Origin of the sequence: Peribacillus sp. NPDC101481, assembly GCF_044767165.1 — a bacterium.
GTDB lineage: Bacteria > Bacillota > Bacilli > Bacillales > DSM-1321 > Peribacillus.
The window spans coordinates 976,078-996,005 of record NZ_JBIWNJ010000001.1 but is presented as its reverse complement, the minus strand read 5'-3'; the positions used below and the strand labels follow the sequence as shown (position 1 = coordinate 996,005).

The 19,928-nt window shown below is 41.7% G+C and carries 23 protein-coding genes; 21 read left to right on the top strand and 2 right to left on the bottom strand.

The genetic code is table 11. The features are described 5' to 3' along the window. Positions 1-12: 12 nt before the first annotated feature. Positions 13-387, bottom strand: a complete 375-nt coding sequence (locus ACIROD_RS04755; protein ID WP_048677789.1) for an SA1362 family protein — start codon at positions 385-387, stop codon at positions 13-15. A gap of 138 nt (positions 388-525) precedes the next feature. Then, entirely contained in the window at positions 526-1,479 is a 954-nt protein-coding gene (locus tag ACIROD_RS04750; RefSeq protein WP_402938373.1) for a DUF1385 domain-containing protein, read from the bottom strand. Between the two features lie 332 nt (positions 1,480-1,811). Here ACIROD_RS04750 and ACIROD_RS04745 point away from each other — a divergent pair, with 332 nt between their 5' ends. From ACIROD_RS04745 to dxs, 21 genes are all read left to right on the top strand, one after another. Beyond that, complete coding sequence (locus ACIROD_RS04745; RefSeq protein WP_101222540.1) at positions 1,812-2,324, top strand: YqhR family membrane protein; 513 nt, start codon at positions 1,812-1,814, stop codon at positions 2,322-2,324. A gap of 95 nt (positions 2,325-2,419) precedes the next feature. Further along, positions 2,420-2,866 (top strand): type II 3-dehydroquinate dehydratase, encoded by a 447-nt coding sequence (aroQ, locus tag ACIROD_RS04740; RefSeq protein WP_402938370.1) that lies wholly within the window; start codon positions 2,420-2,422, stop codon positions 2,864-2,866. Next, positions 2,867-3,928, top strand: coding sequence for a M24 family metallopeptidase (locus tag ACIROD_RS04735; protein WP_101222538.1), 1,062 nt, complete (start codon positions 2,867-2,869; stop codon positions 3,926-3,928). Positions 3,929-3,954: 26 nt separating this feature from the next. After that, positions 3,955-4,512, top strand: a complete 558-nt coding sequence (efp, locus tag ACIROD_RS04730) for an elongation factor P (protein WP_034308328.1) — start codon at positions 3,955-3,957, stop codon at positions 4,510-4,512. A gap of 739 nt (positions 4,513-5,251) precedes the next feature. Next, a complete protein-coding gene (spoIIIAA, locus tag ACIROD_RS04725; RefSeq protein ID WP_402938366.1) occupies positions 5,252-6,184 on the top strand; it encodes a stage III sporulation protein AA in 933 nt (310 codons plus the stop codon). Beyond that, positions 6,177-6,692: a stage III sporulation protein SpoIIIAB gene (gene spoIIIAB, locus ACIROD_RS04720; RefSeq protein ID WP_402938363.1), complete on the top strand. Its 516-nt coding sequence runs from the start codon at positions 6,177-6,179 to the stop codon at positions 6,690-6,692. The genes spoIIIAA and spoIIIAB overlap by 8 nt, the downstream gene beginning before the upstream one ends. Before the next feature lie 21 nt (positions 6,693-6,713). Next, the gene (gene spoIIIAC, locus ACIROD_RS04715) at positions 6,714-6,917 is read left to right on the top strand and encodes a stage III sporulation protein AC (RefSeq protein ID WP_034308319.1); all 204 of its coding nucleotides are present in this window, start codon (positions 6,714-6,716) and stop codon (positions 6,915-6,917) included. Between the two features lie 23 nt (positions 6,918-6,940). After that, complete coding sequence (gene spoIIIAD, locus ACIROD_RS04710; RefSeq protein WP_230177096.1) at positions 6,941-7,321, top strand: stage III sporulation protein AD; 381 nt, start codon at positions 6,941-6,943, stop codon at positions 7,319-7,321. A 33-nt stretch (positions 7,322-7,354) separates the two neighbouring features. After that, entirely contained in the window at positions 7,355-8,563 is a 1,209-nt protein-coding gene (gene spoIIIAE / locus ACIROD_RS04705; protein WP_402938360.1) for a stage III sporulation protein AE, read from the top strand. A 16-nt stretch (positions 8,564-8,579) separates the two neighbouring features. Further along, the gene (gene spoIIIAF / locus ACIROD_RS04700; RefSeq protein ID WP_101222533.1) at positions 8,580-9,188 is read left to right on the top strand and encodes a stage III sporulation protein AF; all 609 of its coding nucleotides are present in this window, start codon (positions 8,580-8,582) and stop codon (positions 9,186-9,188) included. A gap of 7 nt (positions 9,189-9,195) precedes the next feature. Then, the gene (spoIIIAG, locus tag ACIROD_RS04695; protein ID WP_402938356.1) at positions 9,196-9,867 is read left to right on the top strand and encodes a stage III sporulation protein AG; all 672 of its coding nucleotides are present in this window, start codon (positions 9,196-9,198) and stop codon (positions 9,865-9,867) included. Between the two features lie 14 nt (positions 9,868-9,881). Next, the gene (locus ACIROD_RS04690) at positions 9,882-10,475 is read left to right on the top strand and encodes a SpoIIIAH-like family protein (RefSeq protein WP_101222531.1); all 594 of its coding nucleotides are present in this window, start codon (positions 9,882-9,884) and stop codon (positions 10,473-10,475) included. A gap of 614 nt (positions 10,476-11,089) precedes the next feature. Then, a complete protein-coding gene (gene accB / locus ACIROD_RS04685) occupies positions 11,090-11,581 on the top strand; it encodes an acetyl-CoA carboxylase biotin carboxyl carrier protein (protein WP_101222530.1) in 492 nt (163 codons plus the stop codon). A 14-nt stretch (positions 11,582-11,595) separates the two neighbouring features. Further along, entirely contained in the window at positions 11,596-12,948 is a 1,353-nt protein-coding gene (gene accC, locus ACIROD_RS04680) for an acetyl-CoA carboxylase biotin carboxylase subunit (RefSeq protein ID WP_101222529.1), read from the top strand. A 37-nt stretch (positions 12,949-12,985) separates the two neighbouring features. Beyond that, positions 12,986-13,390, top strand: a complete 405-nt coding sequence (locus tag ACIROD_RS04675; RefSeq protein WP_222620245.1) for an Asp23/Gls24 family envelope stress response protein — start codon at positions 12,986-12,988, stop codon at positions 13,388-13,390. A 449-nt stretch (positions 13,391-13,839) separates the two neighbouring features. Further along, on the top strand, positions 13,840-14,232 hold the full coding sequence (gene nusB, locus ACIROD_RS04670) for a transcription antitermination factor NusB (protein WP_101222528.1): 393 nt from the start codon (positions 13,840-13,842) through the stop codon (positions 14,230-14,232). Between the two features lie 69 nt (positions 14,233-14,301). Then, complete coding sequence (folD, locus tag ACIROD_RS04665; RefSeq protein ID WP_101222527.1) at positions 14,302-15,177, top strand: bifunctional methylenetetrahydrofolate dehydrogenase/methenyltetrahydrofolate cyclohydrolase FolD; 876 nt, start codon at positions 14,302-14,304, stop codon at positions 15,175-15,177. Between the two features lie 129 nt (positions 15,178-15,306). Then, the gene (gene xseA / locus ACIROD_RS04660) at positions 15,307-16,659 is read left to right on the top strand and encodes an exodeoxyribonuclease VII large subunit (RefSeq protein WP_101222526.1); all 1,353 of its coding nucleotides are present in this window, start codon (positions 15,307-15,309) and stop codon (positions 16,657-16,659) included. Then, a complete protein-coding gene (locus ACIROD_RS04655; RefSeq protein WP_034308286.1) occupies positions 16,656-16,889 on the top strand; it encodes an exodeoxyribonuclease VII small subunit in 234 nt (77 codons plus the stop codon). Before xseA ends, ACIROD_RS04655 begins: the two co-directional genes overlap by 4 nt. A 1-nt stretch (position 16,890) precedes the next feature. After that, positions 16,891-17,784, top strand: coding sequence for a polyprenyl synthetase family protein (locus ACIROD_RS04650; protein WP_402938350.1), 894 nt, complete (start codon positions 16,891-16,893; stop codon positions 17,782-17,784). Positions 17,785-18,032: 248 nt separating this feature from the next. Continuing rightward, a complete protein-coding gene (gene dxs / locus ACIROD_RS04645) occupies positions 18,033-19,925 on the top strand; it encodes a 1-deoxy-D-xylulose-5-phosphate synthase (RefSeq protein ID WP_101223461.1) in 1,893 nt (630 codons plus the stop codon). The last annotated feature ends 3 nt before the right edge of the window (positions 19,926-19,928 follow it).

The following is a 19,928-nucleotide window of genomic DNA, read 5'->3' as shown; positions in this document are numbered from 1 at the left end:
AAAATCGGGCTCTTAAAAAGAAGCCCGATTTTTCTTTTTATTCTTTTTCCCTTCGATAACGGTTAAGTGACTATCCGTTTTCTTTCTCCATTTTATTTTCTTGGATGATTTTGCTGCAGAGAAGCTAGCCACATTATCTTTTTTCGAAGTTCGGTTTTTTAGCCTTTTTTTCGACTGGCGGGCAGCCTTTCGGAATGCTTGCTGCTCTTTCTTAACTGGTTTTCCCTTTGTTAATCCGGTATAAATCATATAAATAATCCCTGCGACAATGGCTATTATGAGAATGTTTCTAAAAAAGCCAATCGGGTCATTAAATAGTCGGCTCAATAGTCCGAGGACTCCGAGGGCGATGATTCCGTATATCATGAAAGATATGAAACGTTTCAACAAAGACACCTCCTTAAGAGCATCATAAGCATTTTTAGCTTATTTTAAACATTCTTCATGTAAAATATTTGAAAAAAATGAAGGTCATTCCCTTAGTTTAGTATATGATTTTTCATAATCAAAATGTGTATAGATGTTTTACACAATTACATCCGATTCTAAACCTTTTTTGGTCTCTTTTTCCATCCTTAACAGTTCTTGAAATGAGGCTAATGCGACTTCGACTTGATCATCTGTCGGGGCTTTGGTTGTCAATAACTGAAGCCAAAGGCCGGGATAGCCAAGGTAACGCAGAATGGGAATATCCTTTACTTTGTTGGTCAACTGCAATACCTCGAAGGCTATGCCAAGCACGACGGGGATAAGCAAAACGCGATCCACGACACGGAGCCATAATGGGTCGGTCGGAACCAACATATAGACGAACATGCCTACTATGACTGTAAATAAAATAAAGCTGCTGCCACAGCGATAATGAAGGCGTGAACTTGCCTGCACATTCGCTACGGTCAATTCTTTTCCGCTTTCAAAGCAATTGATCACTTTATGCTCTGCTCCGTGATACTGAAAGACCCGCTTGATCAATGGCGTCATGGATACTACGTAAATGTATACCAGCAATAATATCAACTTGAACAAGCTTTCCATTAAAACCTGGGCCATATGGCCGCTGAAGATTGGTCTTGTCAACTCTGCAAGAAAGACTGGAATCAAAGTGAAAAGCAGCTTCCCGAATAGGAAGGAAAGTACGCCAATTACGGCAACTCCAAGCCATACACTCATTTTAGAAGATTCTTTCGTTTCGTTTTTCTTTTCTTCCTGCTTTTCTCCATCTTCCTCTTCATACTGTTCAGTTGAAAAGTTCAGATGTTTCGAGCCGGTGGCACTTGACTGAACCAGTGATACGATACCCCGTAGAAACGGTACTCTTTTTAAGCTGTTGACAACAGGTTTCGATTCACGAGGCAGATGATAATATACAATCGACGAATCTTTGCGGCGTACCGCAGTGACTGTGTGATGTTTGCCGCCGAACATGACGCCTTCCACAACAGCCTGCCCTCCGTAAACGGGTTTTTGAACCTCAGACATTTCTACACCAACCTAATAGTTATTCACGTAGCTCTCTCAAGGGTGCTAACATGTTTATTATCAAGCATCACAAGGGTAAAGGCGCTCCTCCAAAATTGAATGGAAGCTTTAACCCTGCAATTACTTTATGAATGTTGAATCACAGGAAGCTAGTATCCCGTGTACATTATAAACTTCAACAGAGGATGGGTATTTTCCTCTGAAAAAAGCAGATTATTTATGATTTAATCATACAGAATAAATCCCAAAACCTCTAGTGATTCTCCTTCCTAAGAATAAAAAAAAATAGTTCTATTTAACAAAGGGCATACTACGTAGCGGAGGTGATTGATATGTCTTCTAATGAAAAAGGACAAATTCAACAGGAATATCAAAGCATGTTAATCTACAATGTACTTGCTGTCGGTTTTGTTGGGGGGGCTTTAGCCAGTTTTATCGGAATCATAGCCCATTATATTAACTTTATGGATTTTAGCCCAAAATTCATACTTACCTCGTGGTCCAATATGACCTGGATCGATCATTGGCTCGGTACGGTGATGACCATAATTTTGTTCGGAATTCTATCCGTGGGGATCGCTTTTATATACTATAGTCTTTTTAAAAGGATGAAGAGTATTTTTCCGGGTATTATTTTGGGGGTGGTTTGCTGGGCTTTGCTGGTATTTATCCTGAAACCGATGTTCGTCGATTTGCCAACCTTTTCTAAAATGTCAGCAAATACGGTTATAACTAGTGTATGCATTTTTATTATATACGGTCTTTTTGTAGGGTTTTCTATTTCATACGATCAACAGGAATATATCCGTCAAAAAAACAAAGCCGAGAAGCAATCGGAAAGCTGATTGCTTCTTGGTTGTAAAAAAGTAGTAAGACAATTTGTAATTATGATAGAATGTTCATGGAAAGGCATTCTTTTAACATGAGCAGGTGTTTGATGATGACAAAAATCTTACTAATCAATGGACCGAATTTAAATCGCTTGGGGAAGCGTGAACCTGCGCATTATGGATCCTCGACGCTTGCGGATGTGGAAGCGCAATTAATGCAGCAAGCACAAGGGTTAGAAGTGGAATTGACTTCTTTTCAAACGAACCATGAAGGAGCGATTATCGACAAGCTCCATTGGTCAGAGGATCATGGGATCGACGGGATTATCATTAATCCTGGAGCTTTTACTCATTATAGCTATGCGATTCGTGATGCAATAGCCGGAATTGATGTTCCAGTGGTGGAAGTGCATATTTCGAACATACATGCCCGTGAAAGCTTTCGGCATGAATCAGTGACCGCCGCGGTATCGGCGGGACAGATTGTCGGCTTGGGGATACACGGATATGAATTGGCGTTGCAGGCGATCACAAAGATTGCAAAGGGGAGAAATTAAATGAATAAACTAATGCGCTTAAGAGCCTCAATGGAAAAGGCGGGCATTGATGGTTTTTTGATTACCAGTACATATAACCGTCGATTCATGACCAACTTTACGGGAAGTGCAGGCGTTGTACTTATTTCCCAAAAAGAAGCTAAATTCATCACTGATTTCAGATACGTGGAACAAGCGGGCAAGCAGGCCCCGGACTATGAGGTCGTTCAACATAAAGGAACCATCATCGAAGAAGTCGGCAAGCAGGCTAAAGCGATGAATATCGGCAAGCTGGGCTTTGAACAAGAACACCTGACTTATGCTACATATAAGGCATACGAAGCGGCCATTGATGGACAACTTTTGCCGGTGTCGGGGGTTATTGAGAATTTACGCTTGATAAAGACTTCTTCAGAGATTAAGATATTAAAGGAAGCGGCTGCTATTGCTGATGCTGCGTTTACACATATTCTCGATTTCCTGCGTCCAGGGATCTCGGAACTGGATGTATCCAATGAACTTGAGTTCTTTATGAGGAAACAAGGGGCAACTTCTTCTTCCTTTGATATTATTGTAGCATCCGGCTTAAGGTCCGCACTTCCGCATGGAGTGGCTACGGATAAAATCATTGAAAAAGGCGATTTCGTCACATTGGATTACGGGGCATACTATAATGGGTATGTGTCTGACATCACTCGGACATTAGCGGTTGGCAAGCCAAGTGAAGAACTTATTAATATTTATGACATTGTTTTAGAAGCTCAACTGCGAGGAATGGCTGGGATCAAACCTGGTATGACTGGCAAGGAAGCGGATGCACTAACTCGAAATCTAATTGAAGAAAAGGGATACGGGCAGTATTTTGGACATTCGACTGGACATGGTATCGGTCTTGAAGTTCATGAAGGTCCAGCATTATCCTTTAGGTCTGATATCATTTTAGAACCAGGTATGGCCGTAACCGTTGAACCGGGCATTTACTTACCGGGGGTAGGCGGAGTGCGGATTGAAGATGATACAATCGTTACACATGATGGTAACGAAGCACTTACTCATTCAACTAAAGAGTTAATCATTCTGTAAACATGTACATGTAGGAGGACAAATTTATGATTTCTGTAAACGATTTTCGCACGGGTGTTACGATTGAAGTAGATAATGGAATTTGGCAGGTTATCGAGTTCCAACACGTTAAACCTGGTAAAGGTGCAGCTTTTGTACGTTCTAAACTTCGTAACCTTCGTACGGGTTCAATCCAAGAGAAAACATTCCGTGCTGGTGAAAAAGTTGCTAAAGCACATATCGAAAACCGCAAGATGCAGTACCTTTATGCAAGTGGGGATAGCCATGTATTCATGGATAACGAAACATATGACCAAATCGAGCTGCCTGCATCAAGCATTGAACGTGAACTTAAATTCCTTAAGGAAAATATGGAAGTGCATATCATGACTTTCCAAGCGGAAACACTTGGGGTCGAGCTTCCAAACACAGTGGAACTTGAAGTGGCGGAAACGGAGCCGGGAATTAAAGGCGATACATCTTCAGGCGGCACGAAGTCAGCCGTACTTGAGACGGGCCTTTCGGTTCAAGTTCCATTCTTCATCAACCAAGGTGACAAACTATTGATCAATACAAATGAAGGATCATACGTATCACGTGCATAATTGAAAGACGACCGAGATGAAGATCTCGGTTTCAGTTTGTAGACAAAAAGGTTTCGGAATGGACTCATTCCGAAACCTTTTTGATTTTTTAGTGGATTTGGCTTCTTGATGACGCAGATGATTCCATATATTCTTGCCGAATATGGCGTGTCACCACTATCTGGTGGTCTTTATTTTCTGTACACTGTAGGATTTGTACTCACGATAGCCCTTTTTATTTGTTGTTGTGTACTTACAAGCTGGAACCAGTTGGTCTAAAGTAATCATTTCAAGCTGATCTCGCTGAATAGAATCATGTTAAAAAAGAAAACACATCACTCAAGTTTTAATAATTCTATTTTAAAACAATAAAGACTTTAGGTAAAAGGGATCTATCTAAAAGTTAAAAAAAGTTGATTGGAGCGGGTGTTCGAGACTCCTGCGGGAAAACCGCGTCCAGGTGAGAACCCACAGGCGGCAATGCCGCCAAGGGCGGACCGCCAGCGGAAAGCGAGTGCCCCTACGTTATAATCAACTTCCAAATTGTACAAGCCATAAAAACCTGTGGGCAAACTCGCTTTGTTCGAATTTTTTTACAGCCTGAGACCGAGATTAATTTCTCGGCTTTTTTTTGTGTGTTTTTTAGACCCCGAAGTATAAAAAAATCAATAAATGGTCTGTTTCTTTAATAGCCTGTCATCATTGCAGGCTGGTCGGCATATATTTTATTGAAAGTGGTGTATACAGGAGGATTGTCAAAATGGAAACGATTCTTTCTTTTTTACCGAAAAAAATATGTGAGCAACTCCGGGGGATGACACCGATGATGATCGATAAGATGGAAGAGCTGAGAATTCGGGTTGGAAGGCCGCTTGAGGTCATTGTAGGTGGGGAACCATACTTCTTTTCCTATGAAGTGACCCATTCGGATGCGGATCAATTATTGAATCAAATAGGTCAATTTTCGTTATATACACTTGAGGAAGAATTAAAGCGAGGTTATATAACCATAGCAGGCGGACATCGGGTGGGGCTTGCTGGCAAGGTGATTTTGGAAAATGGATCTGTCAAAGCGATCAGGGATATTTCCTCCTTCAATATTCGGGTTGCACGTGAAAAAATAGGTGCAGCTGAACCGCTCACTTCTTACTTATATGACGGGGAATGGCAGCATACAATGTTGATCGGTGCTCCGCAAACGGGAAAAACGACCATATTACGTGATATTGCAAGAATGATATCCAGTGGTAATGAAAAACACGGCATTGCCCCTCAAAAGGTGGGGATAGTGGACGAGCGCTCGGAAATTGCCGGATGTGTTCATGGAGTGCCGCAGCTCCAATTTGGAACAAGGATTGATGTGCTCGATGGATGTCCTAAAGCGGAAGGGATGATGATGATGATCCGTTCGATGTCCCCGGATGTATTGATCGTGGATGAAATAGGCCGCGCGGCGGATACGCAGGCTGTGCTGGAAGCGGTGAACGCAGGTATTAAACTCATGATAACTACACATGGCCATACACTGGATGAAATTAAGAAGCGACCTTTTATAGCCGAAATATTAAAGCAAAACATCTTTGAACGTTTTATAGAATTACAGAGATGTAAATCCGGTAAGAGGAGCTACAAAGTCCTTGATGCTGCTGGAGTTCCCATTTTCTTAGGGGAAGGTGTGAACCCGCATGTTTAAGTTAATAGGAGCTGCGATCATTATTATTGCAACGACATGGGCAGGTTTCGAAGCTGCGAAAAAATTAAGTATGAGGCCTCGTCAACTGAGACAGCTGAAAGTCGCCATGCAATCGCTTGAAGCCGAAATAATGTTTGGTCATACACCTTTGAAAGAAGCGGCGAGGAAACTTTCTAAACAGATGGCCAAACCTTTATCCATCTTTTTCGATGCATTTGCAAACCGGCTCGAGTCCGGAGAGACCACTGTCAAGGAAGCATGGGATGATAGTTTGAAGAAAATATGGCAATTCCTTGCTTTAAAACAGGGAGAATTCGAGATTCTTTCACAGTTTGGGGAGACGCTTGGAAAAAGCGATAAATATCATCAGCAAAAGCAAATCATGCTAACGATGGCACACTTGGAACGGGAAGAGAGCGATGCACTCGACCGACAGGGGAAATATGAAAAAATGATGAAAAGTCTTGGTTTTTTATCAGGGCTATTATTGATCATCTTGCTGATGTAGGAATATGTGGGGGGAATGAAAATGGGCATTGATGTGGACATCATATTTAAAATAGCGGGTGTGGGGCTAGTAGTGGCATTTCTTCACACGATACTCGATCAGGTTGGGAAGAAGGAATATGCCCAGTGGGTGACACTTTTCGGATTCATCTATATTTTATTCATGGTAGCTTCTGTAGTAGAGGATTTATTTCAAAAAATTAAATCTGTATTTCTATTTCAGTAAGGGAGGGATTCGCGATTGAAATCATAAAAATCGTGGCCATTGCCCTAGTTGCCACCTTCTTGGCATTGATCGTCAAAGAGCAAAAACCAAATTTAGCATTCCTGCTTGTCGTTTTTGTAGGATGTTCCATTTTTCTTTTTTTAGCTGACAAAATATACGAAATTATTTTAATGTTAGAAAAAATTGCGGTTAATGCAAATGTAAATACCGTGTATCTAGAGACCATCTTAAAAATAATCGGAATTGCCTATATTGCAGAATTCGCTTCTCAAATTACAAAAGATGCAGGGCAAGGTTCCCTCGCTTCCAAAATAGAATTAAGCGGAAAAATCTTGATACTTGCCATGGCGATTCCGATTTTAACGGTCATTATCGAAACGATTATACAGATGCTCCCAAGTTAACGGATTACTCCTACTAGTCAATGAGGTGAATGTATGAAGCAGCGGATGCCTTACTTATCCATTCTATTCGTTTTACTCTTTTTTTTGCATGCATCTATTGGACAAGCTGCCGAAAATCCTGAAAATGGTGAAATCGAACAAGAGCCCATCATGCAGTCCGAGCTGGTACAAGCCCAAATAGAAAGGCTGGGTGTCGATGAGCTCAAACAATATTGGGATGACATCGTTACGGAATATGGAGGGTTTCTACCGGAAAGCCAGAAAGGGAGCTTTATGGACTTCGTAAGCGGCGACAAGAAATTTTCCTTTGAGCAATGGATTAAGGGAATGACAAAATTCATTTTTCATGAACTGCTCGTGAATGGAAAGCTGCTGGGATCACTCATTTTATTAACCGTTTTCAGCATGTTCCTCCAGTCTTTGCAGAATGCGTTCGAGCAAAGCTCCGTGAGTAAGGTCGCTTATGCAATCGTTTATATGGTGCTGATCATTTTGGCACTTAACAGTTTTCATGTGGCGATTGAATATACAAAAGATACGATAGATTTGATGATTTCCTTTTTAATGGCACTCATCCCTTTACTCTTGGCATTGATAGCTGCTTCAGGGGGACTTGTATCGGCAGCCTTCTTTCATCCGGTTTTGATGTTTTTGATGAATACAAGCGGTATCTTGATCCAGTTTGTCGTCCTTCCGTTATTATTCTTTGCAGCGATTTTAAGCATTGTCAGTACGCTGACCGAACATTACAAAGTGACACAGCTGGCACAGCTTCTCCGTAATTTTGCTATCGGCATCCTTGGGGCTTTCATGACCATATTTCTTGGTGTGATATCCGTTCAGGGGGCATCATCTGCTGTAGCTGACGGAGTGACGATCAGGACGGCCAAATTCGTGACAGGTAACTTTATACCGGTAATAGGGCGCATGTTTACCGATGCAACGGATACGGTCATAAGTGCCTCCGTTCTATTGAAGAATACAGTCGGCTTGTCTGGCGTCATCATACTCTTGCTCATTACCACGTTTCCCGCCATAAAAATCCTGATGATTTCTTTTGTCTATAAATTGGCAGCGAGCCTTTTGCAGCCGCTTGGCGGAGGACCTGTAATAAAATGCCTAGACATTATTAGTAAAAGCATGATTTATATTTTCGCTGCATTGGCCATTGTCTCACTCATGTTTTTTTTAAGTATCACGGTAATTATCGCCTCTGGAAACATTACCTTGATGGTTCGTTAGAAAGGAGGAGGGCTTGGTGAGTTTTTTAGCTGGCTGGGTATCCAACATCATCATATTTGTATTGCTGGCTACTGTGATCGATATGCTTCTTCCGAATTCGGCTTTACAGAAGTATGCCAAAATGGTAATCGGACTTTTACTGATTGCGATCATCATCACTCCTATATTGGGATTATTCAATAAGGACTTCGACGAAATCCTCTCTGCGGCTACTAGTGAATTTGAGGATCAGAAAAAAAAAGATTTAGGAAATTTGACAGAAATGAAGAAAAAAGAAATACAAGCAGCACAGGGTGCATATATTTTAGAACAAATGGCTGTCCAATTACAGACAGAAGTGGAAGAGGAGCTGATGGTGGATTATAACATGAAGATTAGTTCAATTGATGTAGGGGTCAAGAATGAGGAAGAACCTGGTGTTGATGATCTGCAGAACATAACCATCTCATTGGAAAAGGCAGAAGGGAAAGAAAACTCGGAGATAGAGGCAGTAGCGAAGGTTGATATCAATGCAGATAGCCCATCCACTTCAAATGATGCCAATCTGGATGCTGTCAAAAGGTTTCTGGCAACAAGTTGGTCCGTTGATGAAGAGATCATTGAAATCGCCGGGGAAAGGAAGTGACTGAGTATTGAACAAAGACAAAGGTCCATTATCCTGGCTGCAAAAACTATTAAATAAAGACCCTGACCAAAAAGAGCCTAAGGAAAAAAAACCTTCCCTGTATGTCTATGCTCTAATAGTTGTCCTTTTGGGATCGGGAATCATGATGGCCGGGAATTTGTTAACCACCAACCAGACGGGACAAACATCTGAAGTGACGACTGTATTCAATAATGATAAACAGCAGGATGATGAAGAGGATGTTGAAACATTCGGTCAGAAGAAATCAGAATTCAAGACTACAAAAGACTATGAAATATATCTACAGAATGAAATGAAGGAAGCGCTTGAATCCATTGCAGGTGTCCAGGATGTAAAAGTCGTAATCTACGTCGATGCATCCGAGAAGAAAGTATATGAACGAAACAAAGTCACCCAAAAACAAGTCACCGAAGAAACCGACCAGGAAGGCGGCAAAAGGACGGTCGAAGACACATCGGTTGATGATCAGCTCGTTTTGGTCAAGAGCGGTGAGAAAGAAGGACCGATCATTTCGGAAACGAAAAAACCTAGTGTACGAGGAGTCCTGGTAGTCGCAAAAGGGGCCGAAAACATTCAAATAAAGAAGTGGATCATCGAGGCTGTCACACGCTCACTTGATGTACCGAGTCATAGGGTTTCTGTCATGCCTAAAAAATAAGGGGGAAAATCTACATGTTATTAAAAAAACAAACCGTTTGGTTATTGACTATGCTAAGTTTGGTCGTTGTGCTTTCAGTCTATTATTTAACAGCTCCGGAAGAAAATGCCGCCGATATGACGTCAACAGAGCAAATGGAACAGAAAGAAAATAAAACTGAAAGCAAAACAGAGAACAAAGCGGATACAAAAGGGGAAACTAAAAGTGAAAAAGAAACGTCCAAAAATACAGAAGGTTCCTCTGTAACCATTGCATCTGGAGATGAGTTCGAATCTTTAAGGATGCAGATTGAAGATGAACGGGCGAAGCTGAATGAAGAATTGACTGCAAAGATGGGCAACACAGAATTATCAGCTGAAGAACGAGACGAGGCTTATGCAAAAATCGAACAATTAAGTGAAACGAAAGTAAAAGAAAATATCATCGAAAACTTAATTGTTGCCATGGATTACAATGCCGCACTGGTCAGGGTGGACGGAACGGATGTAAAGGTGAGTGTCAAGGCCGATAAACAAACGAAAACAGAGGCTAATAACATTATCCGCCTCGTAAGGAAAGAAGTGAGCGATGCGCAAAATGTAGTGGTCGACTTTCAACCGGAAAAGTGATGACACATACAGAACGCTGATACAGAACAGTGCAACATCCTAAAAATTAGAAAGCCCTCCTTAATAAAAAAAGGGAGGCTTTTTATTATGATTTTTTTAAATAGTTTAAACCGGGAAACTTTAGAGGAAAAGTTTTTTTATGTCAATTGATATCAGGAACTCAAATAGAATCGGTGATAATGATCCTCCGTAATATTCTAGAAAAGTAATTATAGTGGATATTATTGCTGATTTTCTACGAATGAATGCAAAATTCAAGAGAAAGCGTTAAGGTGTCCCAGTTGAAAAATATTCACAATATTATAATAAAGGTGTAATATAAAAGTATGGATAACAAGTTACAACTAATCTATCATTGAATTTGTATAAGCTAATATTGTATGATGTTAGAAGCTGGTCATAAACTTTTCAATTCTCTAAGGGAAACAATATTTTGAGAAAGTGAAATATCTGTTATAATACAGATGAGGTTTGTATTCAGTTTATTCGCATTCGCATAAAGAAAGCGGCTACTTTGTGCAGTATTGGACAAAGTAGGATAAGCTAAGGGTAAGGTTACATAAAATATTATTGCCTCACAAACTCATATTAAATTAGACAAGGGGTGCCACAAAATGAAAGTGCAAGAAATTCGTGAAATTATTAAGCTAGTCGATCAATCAAATATCAGTGAATTCGTTTTTGAAAATGAAGGAACGAAAATTAAATTGAAAAAAACTGAAACGGGTACAGTATTACACCAAGCAGCAGCTCCAGCAGTTGTTCAAACCAATGCAGCTGTAGAGGTCAAGCCCGCAGCGGCCCCTGCCCCTGAAGTACCGAAAGCTGTTGAACCTGCAAAACCGGCTGCAGCAGACACTGAAAATTTACATAAAATCACTTCTCCGATGGTTGGGACATTCTACCAATCTCCTGCACCGGATTCACCTGCATACGTAAAAACAGGCGATAAAGTAACAGGGGATTCCATCGTCTGCATCGTGGAAGCCATGAAGCTTTTCAATGAAATCGAAGCCGAAGTAAGCGGTGAAATCGTTGAAGTCCTTGTAAAAGAAGGCCAGCTTGTAGAATATGGTCAACCATTATTTTTAGTAAAGCCGGAATGAGGAGCTGTTTCTAAATGATTAAAAAGGTATTAATTGCTAATCGCGGGGAAATTGCTGTCCGAATCATCCGGGCATGCAAGGAATTAGGAATCGAGACTGTTGCGGTCTATTCAGAAGCTGATAAAGAAGCATTACATGTCCAGCTTGCGGATGAAGCATATTGCATCGGTCCTAAATTATCAAAAGACAGTTATTTAAATACAACGAACATTATCAGCACAGCCAAGAAAACCGGATCCGATGCGATTCACCCAGGATATGGCTTCCTTGCTGAAAATGCTGACTTTGCTGAGCTATGCCGTGAATGCAATATCATTTTCATCGGTCCTAGCCCCGAAGCTATCAATAAAATGGGAACAAAGGACGTAGCAAGGGAAACCATGCGTAAAGCTGGTGTACCGATCGTTCCAGGTTCTAAAGGCATAATCAAGGATACGGATGAGGGTGTAGCTTTAGCTAATGAAATGGGCTATCCAGTCATCATCAAAGCTACTGCCGGCGGGGGCGGTAAAGGTATCCGCGTCGCAAGGACGGAAGAAGAGCTAATTAAAGGCATTAACATCACACAACAGGAAGCCGCGACGGCATTTGGAAATCCAGGCGTGTATATTGAAAAGTTCATCGAGGACTTCCGACACGTTGAAATACAGGTCATGGCAGATAATCATGGCAATGCCATCCATTTAGGTGAGCGTGATTGTACGGTCCAGCGACGTTTGCAAAAGCTTGTTGAAGAAACCCCTTCACCGGCATTGGATGGTGAAACACGTGCGGAAATGGGGCAGGCTGCAGTAACGGCAGCACTTGCCGTTAATTATTCAGGTGCCGGAACAGTAGAATTTATTTATGACTATGTGAATAGAAAATACTACTTTATGGAAATGAATACACGTATCCAAGTTGAACACCCTGTTACAGAAATGGTAACGGGCGTGGATTTGATTAAAGAACAGATCAAAGTTGCTTCAGGCAGCAAACTATCGCTTTCGCAAGAGGATGTCACTTATAACGGATGGTCTATCGAATGCCGGATCAATGCTGAAAATCCAGAAAAGAATTTCATGCCTTCCGCAGGTAAGATTCAAATGTATTTACCGCCAGGCGGCTACGGAGTTCGTGTTGATTCCGCGGCATACCCTGGGTACTCGATACCGCCGTATTACGATTCCATGATCGCTAAATTGATTGTCCATGCACCTACTAGGGAAGAGGCAATCGAAAAGATGAAACGCGCCCTAGGTGAGTTTGTCATTGAAGGGATCAGTACCACAATTCCTTTCCATATTAAGTTACTTCAGCATGAACAATTTGTTTCCGGAGAATTTAATACCAAATTCCTTGAAATATATGATGTAATGAACTCATAATGTAAAGGAAGACAGGAGGTGCTTTTGAATGAGTGAAATGGAAGGCCAATTACTCGAAATGAATGATTATAATAGTGGGCTGGGCAAAGTGGAGATCGCACCTGAGGTAATAGAGGTGATTGCGGGTATCGCTGCATCGGAAGTTGAAGGTGTTGCACATATGCGCGGGAATTTCGCTACGGGTGTTGTTGAAAAGCTTGGGAAAAAGAACCACGGTAAGGGTGTTAAAGTGGACTTAACGGGAGAATCCATCAAAGTCGAACTTTATTGTGTCATGAAGTTTGGTGTTTCAATTCCGAAAGTTGCTCAGGAAGTGCAAGATAACATTCGTGAAGCTTTGTTGAATATGACCGCTATCGACGCGGGCGAAGTGAACATTCATGTAGTGGGCATTGCGTTTGAAAACGCTAAACAAGAAGCGGATTACGAACAAGAAGTGTAAGTGGCTTCATTCGATTCGCACCTGCAAAAACCCGGCAAAAGCCGGGTTTTTGTTTTTTTGAAAGTTAACTCCAGATACCCCGTTTTTGAGGCCTGCTTATAATATTAAATTTAAATGAACATAATAAGGCGGTGTCTGGAAGTTTCCCTTTAATTCAAGGGTGATTTCTGTTAGAGTGTAAAAGGTGAAATATGAGCATGAAAGCTAGGCATGAGCTTTTTGACACTTTCAAAAAGTATGGGACTGTGTTGGCCGTTTAATTCCGAATGTAATCTTGTATTGTTATCCTGAATCAAGATATTTGAGTCTTTTGGCCTTAATTTTAGTGGGATTTAGCTTATTTTTTTAATAATATAGCGAAAATCTTAATATTTTTGAAAAAATGTTATTTAATGTTCGTTTGTTCTAGCATTTTCATATATAATAGTAGATGTTAAAGGAGTAAGATTATGAAAAGAAGAGAAGCCCGTGAAAAATCCCTTCAAGCACTATATCAAATAGATATTGCCAACTCGAATGCAGAAGAAGCAATGGAAAGCGTACTGGATGGTGCTCCTACTGATGAATACTTCAAGAAATTAGTAATGGGGATAACGGAAAATCGTGAACAAATTGATGGAATGATCAGGGACAATTTAGAGAATTGGACGTTGGAAAGACTGGCGAACATTGATCGGAATTTACTGCGTATCGCGGTTTATGAAATGATTCACAGTGAAGATGTTCCTGTAAGTGTTGCAATGAATGAAGCTATTGAAATTGCTAAGAAATTCGGTGATGATCAATCGAGCAGCTTTGTAAATGCCGTTTTATCCAAAGTGAAGGTGAAAAGCGGCAGCTAAAGCTGTAGCCTTGAGCAAGGATTCTCTCAGCAATTTCTTTAGCAAAATTAACTTGGGAGGAATAAACACATGTCAGCTCAAATCATTAATGGTAAAGAAATTGCAGAGTCAGTTAGGCAGGAAATCAGTAAGGAAGTTCAACAGTTACGTGAAAAAAATATCGTTCCAGGTTTGGCTGTAATCCTGGTGGGTGACAATCAAGCATCACAAACCTATGTGCGCAATAAGCAAAAGGCCTGTGAGGACTTGGGCATGCATTCCGTATTAATTAAAAAGCCTGCGGAGCTCTCTCAGGAGGAATTAATTCAGAGCATTGCTGAATTAAACCAGGATGACAGCATTCATGGTATATTGGTGCAGCTGCCATTGCCTGGACATATTCAGGAAAAAGCGATCATTGAAGCGATTTCCCCTGAAAAGGATGTAGATGGTTTCCACCCGATTAATATTGGGCGGATGATGACGGGACAGGATGCATTTTTACCTTGTACCCCATACGGCGTCATGGTGATGCTTGAGTATATCGACTATGACCTTGAAGGTAAGCATGTTGTCATCGTAGGGAGAAGTAATATCGTCGGAAAACCAGCAGGACAATTGTTCTTGAATGCAAATGCAACCGTTACTTACTGTCATTCACGGACAAAGGATCTTGCATATTATACCAAGCAAGCCGATGTCGTTGTCGCAGCTGTCGGAAAGAGGGACACGATCACGAGTGACCATATTAAAGAAGGCGCAGTCGTCATTGACGTCGGAATGAACAGGAATGATGAAGGGAAGCTTTGCGGTGATGTGGCGTTTGATGAAGTGAAAAATAAGGCTTCATACATTACACCTGTTCCTAAAGGCGTTGGTCCCATGACGATTACGATGCTTATGAAGAATACGGTCAAATCTGCTCAAAAAGCACTTGAACTGAACAAGCAAGCATTAAAAAGCTGAAAAAAACGTTAAATTATTTTAAAGAAGCGGACCTCTTGTTTTATAATAACGGGAGACCGCTTTTTTTCCATTCATGGATCCATAGGTGAGTTTTCTTTAAATCCGATTTCAATCGGAAGGAGACATTATATGAGCAACCAACAATATTTGAGTGTGTCGGCTTTAACTAAGTACATCAAAAGGAAATTCGATGCCGACCCCCATTTGCAAAATGTATACATAAAAGGTGAAATTTCGAATTTTAAACAACATACAAGCGGACATATGTATTTTACTTTAAAGGATGAGAAGGCCCGACTTCTTTCCGTTATGTTTGCCGCCAATAATAAAGGGATGAAATTCCTGCCCGAAAATGGTATGAAGGTACTTGTTAAGGGCGATATATCATTATATGAAGCTGGGGGACAGTATCAGCTTTATGTGAAAAGCATGGCCCCTGATGGTGTGGGGGATTTGTATCTTGCTTATGAACAGCTGAAGAAAAAGCTGGAGGCGGCAGGTTTGTTTTTGGCCGAACATAAGAAGCCGATCCCGCAGTACCCTAAGTCTGTAGGAGTCATAACATCTCCGACCGGAGCTGCATTAAGAGATATCCTGATAACCATCAAGCGGAGATATCCAATCGCCAGGATTATCGTTTATCCGGCACTTGTACAAGGGAATAATGCCGCTAAATCGATTGCCAAGGCAATTTCAATGGCTAACGCAAGGGCGGAAAGTGATGTTCTCATTGTTGGAAGGGGCGGCGGGTCGATCGAGGAGCTATGGGCCTTTAATGAGGAGATAGTGGCTGAATCGATTTATGATTCCGATATACCGGTAATTTCTGCTGTCGGTCACGAAACCGATTTTACCATTGCTGATTTTGTCGCCGATATGCGTGCTCCTACACCGACTGGTGCAGCGGAGTTAGCGGTTCCTCACTTAAATGAAATACTCGAACGCCTGATGAACCGCAAAAATCGGTTGACCCGCTCCATTCAAGAAGCGGTCAATTTTGAACGAACCCGTTTGACCAGGATGGAGAGGTCTTATGCTTTCCGTTATCCGCATAAAATGTATGAACAGAAGCTGGAACAGCTAGACAAGACGATGGACAGGCTAGGGAGGACCAGCACGCGATATTTCATGAAAAAGAGAGATGAGCTGAATCAGCTGAACGAAATTCTGAAAAAGCAGCATCCTGAACAAGCGGTGAAAAATGCGAAAGATGAATTGCAGCAGCATGCAAAGGTTTTACGTAGGGCCATGGAAGCCATCTATCGGCAAAAATCACAGCAATTCGTTCATATTACAGCCACTTTGTCTGCCCTCAGTCCACTAAAAATCATGGAACGGGGCTATGGATTAGTTTTTGCTGAAGATGAGACATTAGTGAAAAGTACACAGCAAGTATCCAAAGGGGATAAGATAGCGGTTTCGATTAAAGATGGAACCCTTGAATGTGAAATTAAAGAAATAAAGGAGCGGATTGAACCATGACAAAAAAACAAGAAGCTACATTTGAAGAAGCGATGGAGAATCTCGAAAAAATTGTGGAACAGTTGGAAGAAGGCGATGTGCCCTTGGAAGAAGCCATCTCCATATATAAACAAGGAATGGATTTATCAAGGCTTTGCCATTCAAAGCTTAAGGCTGTTGAAGATCAGTTGACTCAAATTTTACGCGAAGATGGGGAACTTGAAAACTTCGCTGTACAGGAGGAAGAATGACATGGGTACGGCGTCCTTTGAAATGTTTTCTAAAGAATATAAAACGGTTATAGAACGGGAAATCGTAGAATATGTCAATAAACTTAAAGCACCGGCAGTGGTCAAAGAAGCCATGATCTATTCGCTGGAGGCAGGGGGTAAACGGATTCGCCCGTTATTGGTCTTTGCGGTTCTGGAGGCCTTTGGGAAAAGCTTGAGGATCGGGATACCTGCAGCGGCTGCCATTGAAATGATCCATACATATTCTTTGATTCATGATGATCTTCCAGCGATGGATGATGATGATCTCCGCCGCGGAAAACCGACTAACCATAAAGTGTTCGGTGAAGCGGTTGCAATATTGGCAGGTGACGCGCTTCTTACATACAGCTTTCAATTGGTGACGGATATGATCGATCCCGAGGTGACGGCTGAAATGAAGCTGAACCTTGTAAGTGAAATTGCGAAGTCTGCCGGAGCCGAAGGAATGGTTGGAGGTCAAGTTGCCGATATGGAAGGTGAAAATAAACAGCTGACCCTTCAGGAATTAGAGTATATCCATGAACATAAAACAGGGAAGTTATTGACTGCAAGCATCCTTTCCGGTGCTATATTATCCGGGGCGAATGAAGAACAGCAACTCCATTTACGTGACTTTGCATACCACCTGGGGCTTGCATTTCAAATTCGGGATGATATTCTGGATATTGAAGGGTCCGTCGAGTTGATCGGCAAGCCGGTTGGCAGTGATGTGGGTAATCATAAAAGCACATATCCTTCTTTACTCACGCTTCAAGGGGCAAAGGAAAAGTTGGAGCATCATATAGAACTTGCCCATGCCGCTTTAGGAAAAACAGCCCTACAAACGGGTTTGTTGAATGAACTAACCGATTTAATAGCGAACCGTAACCATTGATTGAGCTAAATTTGTTATCAATTGAGGTTTTATGGTATACTCATTGTGCAAAAATATGTGAAAATCATAATGAATTTTTTAATTGAGATACGTGATAAAATAGGTATATTAAGCCGCCGAAATCACCTGGGTGTTGGCGGCTATTTTTTAACTTAAAACCAATTTTTCGGTCAAGTCCCCCATAGCCCTCTTTTATGAGGCTTTGTTTATGCTTACAACCGAAAATGACAGAAAGTGAGTGGTCCTGTTTGGATCTTCTATCTATAAAAGACCCTTCTTTTTTGAAGAAGATGAATAATGAAGAACTTGTCGAGTTAAGTGTGGAAGTACGTAAATTCCTTGTGGAAAAATTATCGGTGACAGGTGGGCATATTGGTCCGAATTTAGGTGTCGTCGAGTTGACTATAGCCTTGCATAAAGAATTCGACAGTCCGAATGATAAAATTTTATGGGATGTCGGACACCAATCCTATGTCCATAAGATCCTGACTGGCAGAGCAGGGGAGTTCGATACCTTAAAGAAATACAAAGGTCTTTGCGGTTTTCCTAAAATGATTGAAAGCCCCCATGATGTTTGGGAAACCGGTCACAGTTCGACTTCCCTTTCAGCTGCAATGGGAATGGCGGCTGCCCGTGATATCAAAGGTGAAAACAGTTTTATTTTGCCAGTGATCGGGGACGGTGCCCTAACAGGCGGAATGGCGCTTGAAGCGTTAAATCATATCGGTGATGAAAAAAAGGACATGATCGTTATCCTGAATGATAATGAAATGTCCATAGCCCCTAACGTAGGTGCCCTGCACACGATATTGGGAAGATTGCGTACAGCAGGCAAATATAACTGGGCAAAAGATGAATTGGAGCTGCTTTTGAAAAAAATCCCTGCAGTCGGTGGCAAACTTGCAGCTACAGCTGAACGCCTGAAGGATAGCATGAAGTACTTATTGGTTTCAGGAATCTTTTTCGAGGAGCTCGGTTTCACATACCTAGGACCAGTGGATGGTCATAATTATGAAGAATTGCTGGAGAATTTAAGATATGCCAAGAAAACGAAGGGGCCTGTACTGCTGCATGTCATCACGAAAAAAGGCAAGGGCTATTCACCTGCCGAGCTGGATACAACAGGAAACTGGCATGGGACAGGCCCATACAAAATCGAGACAGGCGATTTCGTGAAATCCCCTAGTAAAGGTCCTGCTTGGAGCGCTCTTGTAAGCGATACTGTCAGCAGGCTAGCCCGTGACGATGAGCGGATTGTCGCGATTACACCTGCAATGCCCGTAGGTTCGAAATTGGTGGGCTTTTCCCAAGAGTTTCCAGAGCGTTTCTATGATGTAGGGATTGCCGAGCAGCATGCTGCAACTTTTGCAGCCGGATTGGCAACGCAAAAAATGAAACCTTTCCTGGCTATATATTCAACATTCCTGCAAAGGGCTTATGACCAGGTGGTGCATGATATCTGCCGTCAGAATTTGAACGTATTCATCGGGATCGACCGTGCCGGATTGGTTGGCTCCGATGGTGAAACGCATCAAGGCGTTTTCGACATTGCTTTCTTACGCCATGTACCGAATATGGTATTGATGATGCCGAAAGATGAAAACGAAGGTCAGCATATGGTCAATACGGCCTTAAACTATAATGATGGTCCGATTGCTATGCGTTTCCCTCGTGGGAATGGTTGGGGAGTTGTGATGGATACTGAATTACAGCAGATTCCAATCGGTTCGTGGGAAGTTCTTAAAGAAGGAACGGATGCTGCCATCTTAACGTTCGGTACAACGATTCCGATGGCTCTTGAAGCGGCAGAACTACTCGAGAAAGAGGATTATTCAGTTAAGGTGATCAATGCCCGCTTCATTAAGCCTTTGGATGAGAACATGCTAAGCAGTCTCCTTGGTGAAAAAATGCCGATTTTGACAATAGAAGAAGCGGTTCTTCAAGGTGGTTTTGGTAGTTCAGTACTTGAATATGCCCATGATCAAGGATTTTATGGGGCAATTATAGATCGAATGGGGATACCTGATTATTTCATTGAACATGGAAGTGTCGATGAACTGCTTGAAGAAATCGGTTTAACGACTGAGACCGCGATCAAGAAGATTAAAATGATAACACCCAAAAAAGAAAAAAGGGCCTGACAA

Bases quoted from the DNA above. Each gene is read 5' to 3' on its own strand.
- accB (WP_101222530.1), top strand. From the start codon at position 11,090: ATGAAAGTGCAAGAAATTCGTGAAATTATTAAGCTAGTCGATCAATCA.
- folD (WP_101222527.1), top strand. From the start codon at position 14,302: ATGTCAGCTCAAATCATTAATGGTAAAGAAATTGCAGAGTCAGTTAGG.
- spoIIIAC (WP_034308319.1), top strand. From the start codon at position 6,714: ATGGGCATTGATGTGGACATCATATTTAAAATAGCGGGTGTGGGGCTA.
- spoIIIAB (WP_402938363.1), top strand. From the start codon at position 6,177: ATGTTTAAGTTAATAGGAGCTGCGATCATTATTATTGCAACGACATGG.
- ACIROD_RS04735 (WP_101222538.1), top strand. From the start codon at position 2,867: ATGAATAAACTAATGCGCTTAAGAGCCTCAATGGAAAAGGCGGGCATT.
- xseA (WP_101222526.1), top strand. From the start codon at position 15,307: ATGAGCAACCAACAATATTTGAGTGTGTCGGCTTTAACTAAGTACATC.
- nusB (WP_101222528.1), top strand. From the start codon at position 13,840: ATGAAAAGAAGAGAAGCCCGTGAAAAATCCCTTCAAGCACTATATCAA.
- spoIIIAE (WP_402938360.1), top strand. From the start codon at position 7,355: ATGAAGCAGCGGATGCCTTACTTATCCATTCTATTCGTTTTACTCTTT.
- ACIROD_RS04655 (WP_034308286.1), top strand. From the start codon at position 16,656: ATGACAAAAAAACAAGAAGCTACATTTGAAGAAGCGATGGAGAATCTC.
- efp (WP_034308328.1), top strand. From the start codon at position 3,955: ATGATTTCTGTAAACGATTTTCGCACGGGTGTTACGATTGAAGTAGAT.
- ACIROD_RS04690 (WP_101222531.1), top strand. From the start codon at position 9,882: ATGTTATTAAAAAAACAAACCGTTTGGTTATTGACTATGCTAAGTTTG.
- ACIROD_RS04745 (WP_101222540.1), top strand. From the start codon at position 1,812: ATGTCTTCTAATGAAAAAGGACAAATTCAACAGGAATATCAAAGCATG.
- ACIROD_RS04675 (WP_222620245.1), top strand. From the start codon at position 12,986: ATGGAAGGCCAATTACTCGAAATGAATGATTATAATAGTGGGCTGGGC.
- ACIROD_RS04750 (WP_402938373.1), bottom strand. From the start codon at position 1,479: ATGTCTGAGGTTCAAAAACCCGTTTACGGAGGGCAGGCTGTTGTGGAA.
- spoIIIAA (WP_402938366.1), top strand. From the start codon at position 5,252: ATGGAAACGATTCTTTCTTTTTTACCGAAAAAAATATGTGAGCAACTC.
- ACIROD_RS04650 (WP_402938350.1), top strand. From the start codon at position 16,891: ATGGGTACGGCGTCCTTTGAAATGTTTTCTAAAGAATATAAAACGGTT.
- accC (WP_101222529.1), top strand. From the start codon at position 11,596: ATGATTAAAAAGGTATTAATTGCTAATCGCGGGGAAATTGCTGTCCGA.
- aroQ (WP_402938370.1), top strand. From the start codon at position 2,420: ATGACAAAAATCTTACTAATCAATGGACCGAATTTAAATCGCTTGGGG.